The following is a 17,219-nucleotide window of genomic DNA, read 5'->3' as shown; positions in this document are numbered from 1 at the left end:
GGGGTGGAACAATGAAAGAGATCCTCAACCAACTCAAGTTTGATGAAAACGGGCTGCTCACTGCCGTCATCCAGGACTACCAGAACAACGAGGTTCTCATGGTCGCCCATATGAATCGACAGGCCGTCGAAATGACACTGAAAGGTCCTTATGTCGCTTTTTGGTCTCGCTCTCGAAAAAAAATCTGGGTCAAGGGGGAGGAGTCCGGACATACACAAGAAGTAAAACAAATATTTCTTGATTGCGATGCAGATACCCTTTTAATCAAGGTCGACCAAAAGGTCGCCACCTGTCACGAAGGCTATCGAAGTGATTTTTTTAGAAAAATAGAGGACGGAAAAATGCAGATTATCGCCAAAAAAGTTTTTGATCCGAGAGAGGCGTACAAAAAATGAGTGCCGACTGCCTCTTTTGCAAGATTATACGGAAAGAGATCAAGGGTGAATTTCTTCATGAGGATGACCAATGTGTTGTGTTGAAGGATATCAACCCCAAGGCACCAACCCATCTCTTGATTGTCCCGCGGAGTCATCTTCGGAAAATCGCCGACATGTCGGCTGAAGACAAGTTATTGGTCGGTCATCTCCATTGGGTCGCCAAGCAACTGGCAAAAAAAATGGGGCTAACCGACTTCCGAATCGTCATCAATAATGGAGAACAGGCCGGCCAATCGGTCTGGCACCTCCATCTCCATTTCCTTGCAGGACGTCCCCTTCAGTGGCCGCCTGGCTGATCTCGCTGTCACGCCCGACAAGTCTATGAAATCGTTTTTCTTTTCACTTTGAAAATAGTTTGCATAAATAGTAAAAAATAACTACAATTTCATACTGTTGGCAATTTATTTTCTAGTCAAGACAACGGGTGGCAGCGGGTAGGAGTCAGTTGATGAGAAGATATCGTCTTCTCGGTTGTTTGTTTTATCTTTTACTCACCTCCTGTCTTATCGACGAGGGGACGGGGACTGTTCTCCAAAGCACGAACGATGGGGATGAAGAGGCGGCCTTCACACCACCAACCCCAATCTTCAGGGATGTCCGTTTCTATCTCCTCAGCAATCATCAGGGTGAAGGGGCGCTCCCGGCGGGAAGCTCCGTCAGTTCGGTCAATGTAACCGTTGAAAACCTTTCCCTGGAGGGAAACCAGGCGCTGGAGATCCTTTCATCTGCCGGACTTGAAGTCGACCTCTCCTCGGAGGGGACGGCACTCCTCTCCTCAACAGAAGTAGAAGGCCTCGATGCTTATCAAGCAGTCACCCTGAACCTCTCCTCCCTCACGATGTCGGGATCTGTCGTCATCGATGGAATTACCTACAATTACCAGATTGAAACCGAACAAGAGATCACCACCTCCTCAACACTCTCTGAGGACCTGTTCTCACTCACCGCAGCAACGAGTCCCCTTCTGGCATTGTCGACCGGTTCGGAAGAGAGCTATGACATCACAATCACGTTGAATACAACGGTCGCCCTTGAGGCATCCCAAACCGCCCTGGAAACCCTTGTTCAAGAGGAGTCCATTCCCGCCGGAGGCACAATCATCCTCTCCGAAGAAAAGGCAGCGAGCCGGTCTGTCTCTGTACGCGAGGAGATTGCCAAGGCCCTGCATGATTTGAAGGGAGGAGTTGAAAGAGAAGCACCGATCAAGGTAGAGAAGAAACAGAAAGAGAGCGATCCGCCAACAAACCCTTCAAAAAAAGATGATAGCGAGAATGAAGAGAGTGAAGAAAACAACGGCAATGAGAACAATAATCAGAACCAGGAGAATGAAAATTCCAACAGGGATAGCGGGAACAACAACCGAAACGAAAACAACGGGGGTGAGAATCGGGGAGAAGGAAACGGAAATTCCAATGGAAACAATGGAGAAGGAGATGAGGATAACGATCAGAACCAGGAGAATGAAAATTCCAACAGGGATAGCGGGAACAACAACAGGAACGAAAACAACGGGGGTGAGAATCGGGGAGAAGGAAACGGAAATTCCGATGGAAATAACCAGAGCCAGAATAACGGTGGGGACCGAAGGGGGAGGAATTAATCCGTGACCTTTCTACTCAACGAACGATACCTTGTGATCGGTGAGATCTCCAAAGGGACAATGGGAGAGTTGTATGTCGCCCTGGACCGGTTTCAGGAGGATAAGAAAGTCGCCCTGAAGATGGTGACACAGCCAGAGGGCGAAAAGGCGTTCGACACCCTTTACAACGAGTACGGGTGCCTCAAAAACCTGTCCCATCCAAACATCGTTGAAATTTACGATTTTGGAGTCGACCGATCAAAAAAGAGATTCTATTTTACCGAAGAGTTTCTTGAGGGGGTGCCCCTTTCGACCCGATCGGGACAGCTCTCTCTTCCCCAGATTCTTCAGTTAACCGTTCAGATCTGTCAGGCCCTCGCCCATCTCCATCAGAAAGGAATCGTCCATGGAGATCTGAAGCCGTCCAACCTCCTGCTGGTCGGTGACCAAGTGAAGCTGGTTGATTTTGGCCTGTCACAGAAAATCAATCCCACAAGCGGAAGGACGATCGGCGGAACCCTTCCGTATCTTGCCCCTGAAGTCCTCTCGGGAGGAAGACCGACTGTCTGCTCCGATCTGTACAGCCTCGGAGTTCTGCTCTACGAGATAACAACCGGCCATCTCCCATTCCAGGTCACTGATCTCCCCTCCGCCATGATGGCACATCATCTGGAGATCGCCAAGCACCCCTCTCAATCGACTTCGGCTTATCCTACGGCATGGGGCGACCTCATTCTTCGGCTCCTGAACAAAGAGCCACACGACCGGCCTGCCGAAGCGGTTCAGATCATCCGGGAGATCAACATCTCCTTCGGTAGTCACTTTCCCCTGGAGACCGTTCCTTCCCTCCATCGACGCCTCTCCTCTCTTCCACTTGTCGGACGGGATAAAACGATCACAGAACTCGCTGAAAAAATGGGTCGTGGTACAGCGCCGTTTATAGTCATTCAAGGAGAATCGGGAAGTGGTCGAACGAGATTACTAAGAGAACTGAAACAACAATTCGAAGATAAACTTCCCACCCTGTCCATTTCAGGTCATCAATTTTTGGCCCCTCCCTTCCATGGCCGGTGCCTGCTGCTCATCGACGATTTCGACCTGCTGCCGGCAACCGATCAAATGAATCTGATCGATCAAGCCAGAAAGAACCTCTGGACAGTCATCGTAAGCACAACGGAGTGGTCCAACATCCCCCTTCCTGACCCCTCTTGCCGTATTCTCCTGAATCCACTCAATGAGGAAGAGACCGATCAATTGCTCGAACACGCCCTTGAAAGCGAAGCCCCCTCCCTGCTGACTCAAGACCTGCTTAAACTGACAGGAGGAAGACCGGCCCAGATCGTCTCAATCATAAGCGACCTCCTTGAGAACTTACTGATACCGTATGAACCACTCGCCCCCCAACTGGCCCACATCAATCTGTTTGATTTTTACGAGACAGATCCCCTCTTCGGTTTCCGTAAAAAGGAAGAGTCCCCTTATACCCTCTCTCTGAAACGGGCGATCGCTTTTTATGAAAAGCTCGTCGATCAAGGAGATGAAAACCATCGCCTCTCCCTGGCAGAGCTTCTCTATGAAAAAGGAGCGGTTGATGAGGCACTCACCCATCTCAAGCGGTTGAAGCAGAGGGGGTCAAAATCAATTTTGCTCTCTGCCAAGTGCTCTATGAAAAAAGGAGATTTCAGCGCCGCGAGAGAGACCCTTGAATCACTGTCGGGAGAGAAGGAACTCACCCCGTCCGAGCAGGCAGGCCGTGAAAATAGCACGGGTGTCCTCCACTTTTATGAGGGGAATCTTGCAGAGGCGATCCCCTGTTTTCAAAGAGCAGGCCTTCTTTATTCACGCTTGGGTGACAAACTTCATACCGCCTCATCGGAAAACAGCCTCGCAAACGCCCTGTTACGTCAGGGGAAAGAGGCTGAGGCGGAACAATGTTACCGAACGGCCCTCAAAACAGCGCGTGAAATTTTTGACGTGGTTGGTGAGGGCTCTTATCTGATGAACCTGGGGGCCCTGTTTCAGCAAAAGAGAGAATACCCCAAGGCACTGGAACACTACTGCGAGAGTCTTATGAAGTTTCAGAGGATCGGTTATGGATTTGAGATCCCGCGTGTTCTCAATAATCTGGCCAATACCCATCTCCACCAAGGGAATATTCTAAGGGCCAAAGAGCTGATTCATGATTCCTTAAGACGCTGCCATGAGAAAAGAACGGGATACCTCGAAGCCTACAGTCTGCTCATCCTGGGTGACATTCATTCCCAGGAGGGAAATCTTCTGGAGGCCCAAAAAAATTACGAAGCGGCACTCCGCATTTTCTCGATCCTCGGCACCTCTCTGGAAATAACAATGGCCGAGATCAACCTTCTCAGAATCTATACCGAAGATTTACAATTCGACGCGTTTGATCGTTTGTGGGATCGGATCCAGGCCAAGGTTTCTGAACAAAGCCCTCCATCCATCCAGCAGGCCGTTTCAGATGCTTTGTGGATCGACCGGTTCGCCAAAGGTGAGTTCGACGACCAAGACCTTTCACGCCGTTTTAAGGAGGACCTTCCACATCTGGAACGAGGTTCCCCCGAAGAAAAGGCCGTCCTGACCTCTCTGGAGCGGATCGCCAAGAAAAGCCGTCGTCAGGGTGCGATGCGCTGGACAGCCCTCCGGCTTGGAAGACCGGGAGTCACCTCCCCCAGCCGGCACCCCCTCTCCGGAAAAACGGGACCGCTCGGTTCCTCACTCCTCGACCGTCTCCACCGACTCCATGAAATGATTGCCGAAGCATGCCCGACACAGGAAATCATCGATCTCATCCTCGAATCGGTCCTGCAGCTCTCGGAAAGTGATCGGGGGTTGCTTGTCCTCAAGGACGGGGAGACATTCTCTATTAACTCAACGCACAATCTCTCAAAGCCCGAGGCCGAGGAATTGGGAAGTCGAATCTCCTCAACGATCTCGCAAGGCGTCTTCCAATCAGGCCTTCCTGCCCTTATTCCCAACACCAAAGAGATGAACCTGATGACGCAAAGTGTGGCCGATCTCGGACTTCAATCGGTCCTTTGTCTCCCGTTGAACAATAGAGGAGAAACGATAGGGATCATTTATGCGGACTCGAAAAGGCCCAAGAAATATCATCAGAAGCTCCCCCTCCTCCAGGCGTTTGCCGATGAGGCAACACTGACGCTCGTGAATGCGCGTCTTGTTGACCAGTTGCGAGAGACCAATCATTCACTCAAAGAAGCCCAGGACAAACTGGTTCAGGGAGAAAAGTTGAACACGCTGGGGCAGATGTCTGCCGGTCTGGCCCATGAGATCGCAAGCCCACTGGCCGCTATCCGGTGTCATGCGGAGATGCTCTCCCGTGACGGCGTCAAGGAAATACAACCGGTCATCGAATCGGCTGAGAAGATCAGCCAGATCCTTCACCAGATCCGGTTCTTTGCCGGGAAGGGGCGCCCCCCCCTCAAACTGATGAATCTCTCGGAAACCGTGGGACGTGCACTCGAGAATTTTGAACCTTTGAGAAACCCTAAGGTAACGGTGAAGAAAACTTTTCCAAAGAGGCCTCTCTGGTTTGAAGGGAATGAAACGATGATGGGACAGGCAGTTGCTAATCTGATGACCAATGCCCAGGATGCCCTTTTCCTGAAGGGAGGCGGAACGATCGATGTGGAAACACAGGAAGGGGGGAACGGCTGGATTCGGCTGACGGTTTCCGACGATGGTCCAGGAATTCCTTTGGAATTGAGAGAAAAGATCTTCGAGCCCTTCTTCACAACCAAGGAAGAGAAACAGCAGGTCTCAGGGGGGATCGGCCTTGGCCTCACCATGATCTTAAACATCATCCATCTCCATGGTGGAAAGATTCGGGTGGAGACATCTCCCCAAGGGGGATCACGATTTTTAATACTGCTCCCCCACGGTAAAAAAGAGACCCCTTAGTACTTCGACTCGTAATGACTATGACGTATCTGAAAAGCCAGAAAAATCAATCAAATTACTCGCTCAGCACTAGTCCTGAGTGAATAAATTCGTCACCGAATTTATGAATCGAAGGACTTAGAATTCTACTGCTGCGGAAGCACAAACCGAACCAGATAGACGATCGAAAAGACAATAACGGAGATCGCAATGAGATAAAGAAGAGGGATCCACCAGCGCGGCTTTCCCTTCCATTTCTTGGGCCTCCAGACGAGTTGATACCACGGAACGAATCCACCTTCATAAAGGGCCTCTCCCTCACCGGCCTCTCTTCGGCGCCTTTTTTTCAAAAATCCAAACAGTCGTTTTTGATCTTCTGTACTACCCAAAGGACCACCAACTGGCGTGGTCAGAGTTGCGGCCATCCCGGATGATTCCCCCTTTTGTTGAAGCGCGGAGGTCGGACGAATATTTAAATCAAGTTGGCTCGCGATCATTTCCTCCGTCTTGGCGGAGAAGGCGAGCCCCTTGGTCGCCTCACGACTGTAGGCAATGCCCCCCCCTTCATGCGCCCGAGCCGATTCTACGAGCGGATTCTGCGGTTCCACTTGGGCCAGCTCCGGACGGATAATCTTCCGGGAGAGTACCAGATACGGAAAGTCGGCACTCCCCAACAACTGCAGCAGTTGGGGCTTGTCGAGTAGTTGACCCGGCCTCAACGCCTCAAGTTGCGCCAGAATTTGTCGCACCTGGGCCGAAGAGGACAAGGGAATCCTTGCAAATTTTTCGGTCTTACCGGAGAGAAATCGAAGATCGGAGATAAGCATTGCGGTTTCTCTTTTGGTCGAAGAAGCCGACTCCCCCTTAGGAGGTGGCATCGGCGCCTTCTCCACAACCCCTCGAAAGACGGCCCGATCGAGTTCGCCAGTCTTACCCTTTGTCTCCAATGTAAAAGGGAACCATTTGGTAACTAAAGAAACCCACTCCGAGACCGTCTTTTTTGCGAAATGAAACTGCCCTTTTGAGAGAGAGCCTTGACCACTCCAGGGCTGCCTTTTCCCCTCCTCCTCTCCATAGCGCCCGATAAAAAGTTTCTCAAATGTTGTGAGTCGGGGAGCTGCCTTGATCGCACGATCCACAATGACCCCTGTCCCCTTCTGTGGCTGTTGGGAGGTTTGTAGCGGTCGTACCCCCGAAGATTCGATCCAGTTTTTGAGGAAGGCAACTCTTTGCATTAACCAGATCATCGGCCGGTTCGTCTTCTGCGTCCCATGAAACTCTTCATGAGGGACCTTGCGGCCGGTGCCAGGATCAACATGGTAGTGATCGGTCTTAGGCGTAAGAGGCTGTTTTTCTGTCTGCGGTTCCGGCGAACTCTCTTTCTTGGTCGCCCCCGAGGCAGCATTTTCAGCCACTTTGGTGGTGGCGGTGGCATCTACCTTTTTATCAGCACCCTCAATAGGCATAAAAAACCCTTTTTTATTCTATCTCATCTTCTATTATCGGTCGATCAGATTTATGGGTTGCCCAGCGGCAAGATTTGGGTAACAACCCTGGGCCGATAGATGACGGGTGTGTTGAACAATGGCTTTTGGGGACTGTTCAAAAATGCCCAGCTGCAAGGCACCCCGAGAAGCCGCGACGCAGGCGTACTTGAGGGTACGTCGAGGAGCCGGCGACGAGGGGAACGCAGCAGATGGCATTTTTCAACAGTCCCATGACCGGTCTTAGGCAAGTTCTGGAACGGCTCACGAGTGGTGCACGGCAGATCCAATGCACAGGGCTCGCAGGCTCTTCCAAGGCGTATCTGATCTCCCACCTCTCCCAAAGGGAGGGGAAGAGCGGTTTTGTTTATTTAACCGCCTCCCTCAAAGAGGCCGATCGTATCTTAAATGACCTCTCCTTCTTTGGGGTGAACGCCTCTCTTTTTCCTCCCTACGACGCCCTCCCGTTCTCCGGCCTCTCTCCCCATACCGACATCCTCTGCCAAAGAGTCGGTCTCCTGTCCGCTTCGAGTCCTGCTCCTGTTATTGTCACTACGGCAACAGCCCTCCTCTCCCCACTCCCCCCACCAGCCATCCGCAAAACACAACTCCTTTTAAAAAAAGAGGAAGAGATCCACCGGGAACATCTCATTCAAAAACTGCTGCAGTGGGGCTACCAGAAAGTCCCGCTGACCACCGACCGTGGGACCTTTGCCGTACGAGGGGGAATCCTCGATATTTTTACCCCTTCCCATGAAAAACCGCTCCGTTTGGAATGGTACGGGGACTGGGTTGAATCGATCCGCCTGTTTGAGGCCACCACTCAAAAATCGGCGGGGGAATTGCCGGAGTGCAAAATTATTCCCTCCCGGGAGGTCATCCTCTGTGAAGAACAGATACAACAGTTTCAGAAGAAGATCCGCGAAACGGCCGAGAGCCGGGATATTCCCAAATCCCGTTGGGGATCGATGGTGGAAAAGGTGAGAGAGGGGATCTTCTTTTCAGGGATTGAAACCTATCTCCCATTTTTTTATGGAGAGGGGTGTCGCTTTTGGGATTGTTTCCCTGATGCAATCTGGATCCTCGATCAACCGACGGAAATCCAGCGCGCGGCGGAAGATTACCGTGAGGAGATCCGGCGAATCACCTCGAACACGCACCTCCTGATTGACCCGGAAGAATGGTGTGGGCCAAAAAACCTTTTAGAAAAAGTTAGAGAAAAACGCTCTCTTGAATTTGGAGCCCTCCCCTCACCTCAAGCAATCGATTTTTCTGTTGAGACCCATGAAGGGATCCGGCAAGAGATCCGCCGAAAAGCTTCAGAACCGCTTCAGCCGCTGGCGAAAAAGATCTCCTCCTGGACAGAGACCGACCGACTGATCCTCATTGCCTCATCAGAAATCCAGAGATCGCGCCTTTGGGACCTTCTGTCCCCCTATTTCCCGTCACAACTCCCGTTTTCAATAGAGGTCGGACAACTCTCCTCTGGCTTCCGGCTGCCCGAAGAGAAGATCACCTACTTAACCGATCAAGAGATCTTCGGCCCCCGCGTCCACCGTCCAGCGGATAAAAAATCGTCTGACAAGGGACTTTCTTTTTCTTCGCTGTCAGAAATCCAGGAAGGAAACGCGATCGTCCACAAACAACATGGAATCGGCCTCTATCGCGGGATGCTTCATCTCCAGATTGAGGGGACTGAAAATGACTTTGTCCTTTTGGAGTACCGGGGAGGAGACAAGCTGTATCTCCCTGTCTATCGATTGAACTTGATCCAGCGTTATACGGGAGGGGACGGACCGCCCCAAATCGACAAGCTCGGCGGAACCTCGTGGATTACCCTGCGCAAGAAGGCAGAAAAAGCGATCCGGGAAATGGCAGGAGACCTGCTAAATCTCTACGCGGCAAGATCACATGGAAAGGGGCACCCCTTCTCGGCCCCTAACGAAATGTTTGAGGCGTTCGAAGCAAGCTTCCCTTTTGAAGAGACGCCGGATCAGGCCAAGGCGATCGGAGAGACACTCGCCCAGATGCAAAGCGACAAGCCGATGGACCACCTTGTCCTCGGAGATGTCGGCTACGGCAAGACAGAGGTCGCAATCCGAGCCGCCTGTCTGGCCTCTCTCGACGGCAGACAAACGGCCGTCCTCGTACCAACCACACTGCTCGCCTTCCAACACTGGGAACGGTTTTCGGAACGCTTCAAGGACTGGCCGGTCCGCGTGGAGATGCTTTCCCGTTTTCGAACCACGGCGGAACAAAAAAAGGTGATTCGTGAGCTCTCCGAGGGAACGATCGATATCGTCATTGGAACTCACAGCCTCCTTCAACCAAACATCTCCTTTAAGAACCTGGGCCTTCTCGTGATTGATGAGGAGCATCGCTTTGGCGTCGCCCATAAGGAACGGATCAAAAAACTCCGGAAGAATGTCGATGTCCTGACCCTCTCCGCCACACCGATTCCACGCACACTTTATATGTCCATGGTCGGCATTCGCAGTTTGAGCGTTATCGAGACGCCTCCCACCAATCGCCTGGCAATCCGGACCTATGTCCTTCCTTTCGAGGATTCTGTCATTCGTGAGGCGATCCTCCGGGAGGTCCAACGCGGGGGACAGGTTTTCTTTGTCCATAACAAGGTCGAAACAATTGGCCGGATGAAGGAGTACCTGGACAAACTGGTCCCGGAGGCAAAAACAGAAATCGCCCATGGCCAGATGAAAGAGGATACCTTGGAGGAGGTGATGGTTCGATTTTATCATCAGGAATTTTCACTCCTCCTCTGCACCACTATTATTGAGTCAGGAATCGATATCCCATCCGCCAATACAATTCTGATTAATAATGCCGATCAATTAGGGCTCGCCCAAATTTATCAAATCCGGGGTCGGGTCGGACGCGGCAACCACCGCGCATTTGCCTATCTCCTCGTACCGCAAGACAAGGAACTAACGGCCGATGCAGAAAAAAGATTGCAGGTCCTACAAAAATTTTCTGAACTCGGTTCCGGCGCGGAGCTCGCCTCCTACGATCTTGAGATCCGCGGGGCAGGAAATCTCCTGGGCAAGGAACAATCCGGGCAGATGGTCGCCTTGGGCTATGAACTTTATACAGAGCTTCTGGAGCAAGCGATCCGTGAACTCAAAGGTGAAAAAGTGTTGGAAGAGATTGAGCCCGAACTTCATTTTAAACTCCCCGCTTACATCCCCAACGATTATATCCCCGATCCACCGATCCGACTCGAAATTTACAGGCGCCTCTCCTCACTTGAATCGGAGGAGGAGATCGAACCGATCCTGGATGAACTCCGTGACCGCTTTGGTGCTCCGACACTTGAGGTCCAAAACTTGATCGAGTTTTCGGCAATCAAAACGTACGCAAAAAAACTGCGTTTAAAACAGATCCGTTACGACGGTTCCAGTTTTGCCTATGCCTTTGACCCGACTTGCCCCTTGCCTCCCGAAACCTTGATGAAACTGATCCAAAAAGATCCCAAGCTGAATAAGCTGACACCTGATATGAGATTGATTATGAGAAAAGCGCTCCCCCCCGATCATGTGCTGGCAGAGACCAAAAAGTTTTTACGGGGTCTGGCGGCAACGGTGTCATAAGTTTTGTTTCTCCATCATTCTCCGGAGCTTATGAAGTGCCACCTGAGAGGCGGCCCGTTTGAACCATTCACGACCTCGGGGGAAATAATACTCCCGTTCACTCGTTCGCTTAGGGCCTGCAATAGCAATATGGACCGTACCAACCGGTTTTTGGGGGGTTCCCCCGGAAGGACCGGCGATGCCGGTGACGCCAATTCCGTATGTTGTTTTTGAAAGACGACGGACCGCTTCTGCCATCGCCTTTGCCACTTCGGAAGAGACCGCTCCCTTTTCTTGGATCAACTTTTCATCGATCCCCAGCATCCCTTGTTTCGCCTGATTGCTGTAAGTCACAACTCCTTGAACAAAATAGGCCGAGCTCCCCGAGAGACTCGTGATCAGATTCGACAGGAATCCTCCCGTGCACGACTCTGCCACAGCCAAGGTCTCGCTCCTCTCCTTCAACATCCGACCGATCCTCTCCTCAATCGTCTCATCCCCCTCGGCATAAATAGATTCCCCAATTTTTTCACGGATTATCCGCTCCGCCAACGCCATTTCCTTTTCACCTTTTTGAGGATCTTTGGAGGAGATCTTGATGATCACCTCCGGATAGTTGATCCTCCAGCCAAGACGAACCTCCGGCATCGTCACCTCGCGAAGCGCCTGATCCAATGACGCCTCCGGAACCCCATAACAACGAAACTGTTTCGAGTAATAAATCCGGCCCGGATTGATCTGTTCCAAGAATGGCAAAACCGATTCGTTAAACTCGCCCTTCATCTCGGTCGGAACCCCCGGAAGAAAGATAAAATGACTCTTCTTGCACTGAAGTCGACAACCAGGTGCCGTTCCAAAATGGTTAGAAATTTTTACAGCCCCTTGCGGCAACCAGGCCTGCCGCTCGTTATTGGGGGTCATGGTCCTGCCAATTTTCTTAAAAAGATTTTTGATTTCAGAAAGCGCCTCTTCATTCAAAACGAGTGGCACACCCAATGTTTTAGCCGCAACTTCCAGCGTGATATCATCCGTTGTTGGCCCCAAACCACCGGTGACGATGATCATTTCAGCCCGGTTGGCCGCCGCCAAAAACGCCTGCCCCATCCGTAGGGGATCATCCGCAACGGTCGTCTGCCAAATCAGATCAAAACCGTGGCTCCAGAGACGCTCAGCAATCCAGGAAAAATTGGTGTTGATAACCGCTCCCGATAAAACCTCATCTCCAATCGTGATAATTTCGATGTTCATGTTTCTCTATTCTAATCAGACAATGGGAAAATGGAACCGTATTCTACAGCAAGCTCTGGGAAAAATGATATAGTGTTTCAACTTTTTATTCGTACGGTAGTGCGGATAAAAAGTTAGAAATACTTGTGGTTGGTCATTTTAAATTGTACTAACAGTCTGTTGACAAAGGGGTTTCGAGGCAGGCTGCTGAGGCGCGACGCAGGCGTACTTGCCGGTACGTCGAGGAGCGACCGAAGCAGCCAACGAAGTAGATGGGCCTTTGTCAACATCCTGCTAATTGAAAGTCAATAAACCATAAATCTGAAGTACGAGGTTTGCATAAATCCCGGCGACCACATCATCCCCCACAACCCCCCAGCCGGAAGGGAGGCGTCTTTCAATAAGGCGACAGGGGAACGGCTTTGAAATATCAAAGAGACGAAACAGAATAAACGCCGCCAGAAGGTTTGGCCATGAAAACGGAACAAACGCCATTGACACCAAAAAGCCGAGCACTTCATCGATAACAATTTTGCGGGAATCCTTTTCTTGAAAGCAGGATTCGGCAACGGTTGCTACCCAAACCGAGAGAAAAATAAAACCGATCAGCGTCACCCCATAGGAAACAGGAGACAAATCCTTCAAGAGGAGAAAAAGAAGTAATCCAACCAACGTCCCAACGGTCCCGGGTATTTTGGGGATATACCCGCTTCCGAAACCGGTTGCGATGAAAAGAATAAAAGATTTCACCAAAACGACTCCAGATGCCCGTGTCGCGACGTCACGACACAGATGGAGCGGGGACAGCGAAGTTGTTCAAGCGTCGCGCGATCTTTCAGAGAAACCGGTTCCAACACCAAACGGGGAAGATAGGGAATCGTCACATCTTTTCTGACGAGAGAGGCCAATCTTTGAGGGGTGATCCCTTTCCCAACCGTCATCACAAAACGTACCCCTTGGATATCTTCGATCGAATGCGCCGGATCAATCGCAAGCGTCTCTTCACCAATACCGACCTCTCGGAATCGATTCACAATCTCATCAAGCCCCTTTGGGACCTTTCCCAAATCACGAATCCGGAGCTGGTTGCCGGAGATCAAGGCGGCCGAAATCGTCATGAGGATCTCTTTGGCAGAAGCGGTATCATCGACCAACAGGATCCCTTTCCCCAAAGGTTCATACTTGAGCAGGTTGGTCTGTCCTGGAAGCTGGACCTGCGTCAACTGATAATCGGGGAAATGATTGAGCAGCTCCATCGCTTCGTCGACCAAATCAGACCGCTTCCAAAGTTCCAGGATGGCGCGACGCACCGGCTCCCACTCCGGTTCGTGGCGAAGTCCTGGAATCCTGTCACCACCGATCCAACTTTTCAGTGTCGATGATTTCGTCTTCATAAATTGAAGCAGGTAGTCCGGCCCACCAGTCTTGGAGCCGACCCCGGAACTCTTGAAACCACCAAACGGCTGGGCCCCAATCCGGGCCCCGGTGATTTTTTGGTTGATATAAAGGTTCCCTACTTTGAACTCGCGAATCGCCTTTTCCCTCTCAACCGGGCTCCTCGTGAAGAGCCCACCCGTTAACGCGTAACGTGAGGCGTTTGCCATCTCAATCATTCGGGAGAGATTTCGGCCACCGCGGAAAACCGCAAGCACCGGCCCAAAGATCTCCTTTTCAGCCAACTCACTCCGGGGATCGACATCGACCACAAGAGTGGGACCAACGAGGCGAGGATCTGAAAAGGAGCCCTCGGCCCCATTCAAGAGGAGGCGTCCCGCCTGAGGTGCTTTTTGAATGAATTCTAAAACCCTCTCTTTCGCCTCATCGTCGATCAACGGGACCACGCGAGCCCCAGGCTCCTTGGCCGGCGCAACGGAGAGCGACACCGCCGCATCAAAGAGTTTTCCAACAAACTCTTCGTACAGATCGTCATCCACAATCACGCGTGAACAGGCGGAACATTTTTGTCCACTGTGACCGAAGGCCGACTCAACGACCCCGGCCACCGCCTCATCCAGATCGGCAGTTGAGGAGACAATAATCGCATTCTTGCCCCCCATCTCGCTGATCACCTTCTTCTGCCAAGCCCAGCTGTAAAGCTCCCGACCGACCGCCTCCGAACCGGTAAAATCGATCACAGCGACCGCCGGATTTGCCGCAAGCCGTTCTCCCGCCCTCCCACCACCAACGACCACTGACAAGACCGCTTGAGGCACTCCGGCCTCATGAAGGAGCTGAACCAGCCGGTTCGCTACATACGGTGTTTGTTCCGCCGGTTTCAGAATAACCGTATTTCCAACAGCGAGGGCGGAGGAGACGCCAATCGTCGGAATCGCGAGCGGGAAGTTCCATGGCGAAATAACAACCGTCGGACCTGCTGACTCATGAAAATTGAGGTACCCTTCCCTTTCAAGTCGACGGATATCCCAAGCGGCAAAACGGAGCGCCTCGATCGCCTCGACAACATCCCCGTCCGCCTCCCGCCATGACTTATTCCCCTCATTGACAATAATCGCGGCAAACTCAAAACGGCGCTGCTCCAACAGGCTGGCAGCCTGGAGAAGGATATCGGATCGTTCCATCACCGACTTTCCCTTCCAGAGATCAAATGAGCCGTTGGCCGTGGAGACAATCCTGTCAATCTCGTCCGGTGCGGTCTCGCGGAGAGAGGGAATCGACTGCTTGGTAACCTCAGAGGCGATCTGTTGACGTACCTCTTTTAGGGCAAAATTCGCGAACGGACAGGGACGATACCCTCCCAAACCGTCGTCGACAAAAACCGCCGGCACCACAGAAACTTTTCTGTTCAAGTGAGGGGGACTGAGCAAAGGCCCCGGATCAAGACTCGTCCCCGATGCCTGCCGCAGGAAAGATTCTTGAGAGGTGTTCTCGAGGATCCGACGTCCCAGATAAGACATCCCGGGGAGGTACTGGTTGTCGACCGTAAACGGAGTGTAGACACGAAGTCGATACCGTTCCTTCCCAATCGCCTCCTTGAGTGAATCGGCCATTCCATAAAGGGCCTGAAATTCGATCTTCTCCCGCAATCCTTTCTCCACCGCCTTTGCCATCGCGCAGGCAACGGACCTCGCATTGTGTGTCCCAAAGGCGACATCAAAGGAATCGGCATGATCCAGAAGGAAATCGGTCAACCGCTCAAAACAGGCGTCACTCTGCCACTTCTCCGTGTAAACCGGTATCTCCCATCCCATCTCACCCGCATGCATCACCTCATAATCCCAATACGCCCCTTTGATAAGGCGGATACCGATGGGGGTCCCGCGTGCACCGACCCATTCCAGCAACCTTTGGGCCCTTACCCCGGCATCTTTTAAATAGGCCTGAAGCCCGATACCGACGCGACGGAATCTGCCGTAACGACCCTCTTTGGCCAACGTCCTCTGAAAAACTTCAAGACAGAGCTCGAGAGTCTCATGCTTTTCGGGGTCAACCCAGACATACGCCCCGACCTCTTCCGCCACCTCAAGCACCTTTTCAAAAGAGGCCTGGATCTTGCCGATACAACCCTCCCAATTGACAGGATGAAGCTCCGAGTCAAAGGCGGAAAATTTGACGGCAATGTTGATGTCCGTCACCCCTGACTGCCTCAAGACACGCATCAACTCGCAGAGTTGGTCACAATACTGCTGAGCCAGTTTGTTACTCGTAACCACTTCGCCCAGGATATCAAATGTAACGTTCCACCCCTTTTTATGGAGACGACGACTCGCCTCCGCCGCCTGCTGAAAGTTTGTCGCCGCAATGAACTGACGCGCAAAAAGTTCCGCGCCCAATCGAACCGCGGCGGCCCGAATCTTTTTTGGAATCAAACGGGTCAAGGCGAACTCAATCCCGAACCTCACGCGCCAGGGGAGGAAACTCCGAACCGGATTCATATGTTCTTTGAGGAGCCTTAAAACCTGCCCATCGGTCTTCAGAATCGGGAGGAGGTCGACAAATCGAAGGAGCGCCCCACGAACCTCCTCATTTTGCATGGACGCCTCCATCATCCGATCGAGAAAGCGGCGACGAAGATTCCAGGAACGATGAGACATCGAACCCAAAAGTCGGCGGCCGATTGTTTGGGTTTGTTGTTCCAGCAGAATGCTGCTCATAACACCCCCACCGTAAACTTCAAGATTGCCATTACCCCCCTCTTACCTTAAGAGGGGGGGCCTTCTGTCAAGTTTAACCTTTAAGAGGGAGCTATGACCAATGGGCGACTAAAAGGAAGAGTTTCAATCGTCACCGGCGGGGCCCAGGGGATTGGAAAGGCGATTTGTCAAAGACTTGGCCAGGAGGGGGCCCAGGTCGCCCTCCTCGATCTCAAACCGGGGCCGGGTGAGGCCGTTGCAAAAGAGATCCGTGGTCTGTTCCTCCAAACCGACTGTACCAAGAAGAGTGAAGTGGATCGAAGCATTGCGGACGTTATCAAGCAGTTCGGCAAGATCGATATTCTCGTCAATAACATCGGCTGGGCCCTTCCCACTTTCTTTATGGAAGAGAATGAAGATTACTGGGACAAGGTTATCGCTGTTAATTCCAAGACGGGGCTTCTCGTTACACAAGCCGTTCTTAAAGAGATGTCAAAACAAAAGGGAGGGAAGATCGTCAACCTCTCCTCCGACGCCGGGCGTGTCGGACAGATGCAGGGGGTTGTCTATTCACTTTGCAAGGCCGGGGTGATCGGTTTTACCAAGGCATTAGCGCGTGAAGTGGCCCGTTATCAAATTTCTGTAAATTGCATCTGTCCCGGTCCAACCGACACCCAACTTTATGAAGAGGCGATCAACCCGAAGGTCAAAGAGGTCTTTTCTCAGATCATCCCGTTCAAACGGATCGCAAAACCGGAAGAGATTGCCGCCGGGGTTGCCTTCTTTTGCTCCGCTGATGCTGATTACATCACCGGTCAGGTACTATCGGTCTCTGGCGGACTCACCATGGGGGGATAGCCTAACTCACCCTCATGGACCATCATGGTTGCCATGCT

General features: G+C 52.0%; 10 protein-coding genes. 6 read left to right on the top strand and 4 right to left on the bottom strand.

Features of this window, described 5'->3' with window-relative positions:
- Positions 1 to 11 precede the first annotated feature (11 nt).
- From hisI to HYT77_00215, 4 genes are all read left to right on the top strand, one after another.
- A complete protein-coding gene (hisI, locus tag HYT77_00230) occupies positions 12 to 395 on the top strand; it encodes a phosphoribosyl-AMP cyclohydrolase (GenBank protein MBI2066426.1) in 384 nt (127 codons plus the stop codon).
- Positions 392 to 733 (top strand): histidine triad nucleotide-binding protein, encoded by a 342-nt coding sequence (locus HYT77_00225; protein ID MBI2066425.1) that lies wholly within the window; start codon positions 392 to 394, stop codon positions 731 to 733. The genes hisI and HYT77_00225 overlap by 4 nt, the downstream gene beginning before the upstream one ends.
- A 152-nt stretch (positions 734 to 885) precedes the next feature.
- On the top strand, positions 886 to 2,037 hold the full coding sequence (locus HYT77_00220; protein ID MBI2066424.1) for a hypothetical protein: 1,152 nt from the start codon (positions 886 to 888) through the stop codon (positions 2,035 to 2,037).
- A gap of 3 nt (positions 2,038 to 2,040) precedes the next feature.
- Entirely contained in the window at positions 2,041 to 5,955 is a 3,915-nt protein-coding gene (locus tag HYT77_00215; GenBank protein MBI2066423.1) for a protein kinase, read from the top strand.
- 125 nt (positions 5,956 to 6,080) lie between these two features.
- Here HYT77_00215 and HYT77_00210 read toward each other — a convergent pair whose 3' ends face one another.
- On the bottom strand, positions 6,081 to 7,400 hold the full coding sequence (locus HYT77_00210) for a hypothetical protein (protein ID MBI2066422.1): 1,320 nt from the start codon (positions 7,398 to 7,400) through the stop codon (positions 6,081 to 6,083).
- A gap of 230 nt (positions 7,401 to 7,630) precedes the next feature.
- On the opposite strand from HYT77_00210, the gene mfd reads away from it, so the two are divergent.
- Positions 7,631 to 11,026, top strand: a complete 3,396-nt coding sequence (mfd, locus tag HYT77_00205; GenBank protein MBI2066421.1) for a transcription-repair coupling factor — start codon at positions 7,631 to 7,633, stop codon at positions 11,024 to 11,026.
- Here the strand turns inward: mfd and HYT77_00200 are convergent.
- From HYT77_00200 to HYT77_00190, 3 genes are all read right to left on the bottom strand, one after another.
- Positions 11,021 to 12,253 carry a competence/damage-inducible protein A gene (locus HYT77_00200; GenBank protein ID MBI2066420.1) on the bottom strand — a complete coding sequence of 411 codons (1,233 nt, stop codon included), beginning with the start codon at positions 12,251 to 12,253 and terminating at the stop codon, positions 11,021 to 11,023. The genes mfd and HYT77_00200 overlap by 6 nt on opposite strands.
- A 273-nt stretch (positions 12,254 to 12,526) precedes the next feature.
- Positions 12,527 to 12,982, bottom strand: coding sequence for a phosphatidylglycerophosphatase A (locus HYT77_00195; protein ID MBI2066419.1), 456 nt, complete (start codon positions 12,980 to 12,982; stop codon positions 12,527 to 12,529).
- Positions 12,979 to 16,344 (bottom strand): proline dehydrogenase family protein, encoded by a 3,366-nt coding sequence (locus HYT77_00190; protein ID MBI2066418.1) that lies wholly within the window; start codon positions 16,342 to 16,344, stop codon positions 12,979 to 12,981. Before HYT77_00190 ends, HYT77_00195 begins: the two co-directional genes overlap by 4 nt.
- Before the next feature lie 93 nt (positions 16,345 to 16,437).
- Between HYT77_00190 and HYT77_00185 the strand changes: the two genes are divergently transcribed.
- Positions 16,438 to 17,181, top strand: a complete 744-nt coding sequence (locus tag HYT77_00185) for a 3-oxoacyl-ACP reductase FabG (GenBank protein MBI2066417.1) — start codon at positions 16,438 to 16,440, stop codon at positions 17,179 to 17,181.
- Positions 17,182 to 17,219: the final 38 nt, after the last annotated feature.

This window comes from Deltaproteobacteria bacterium (assembly GCA_016180855.1).
Lineage (GTDB): Bacteria > UBA10199 > UBA10199 > JACPAL01 > JACPAL01 > JACPAL01.
This window is presented reverse-complemented; position numbering and strand designations above follow the sequence as displayed.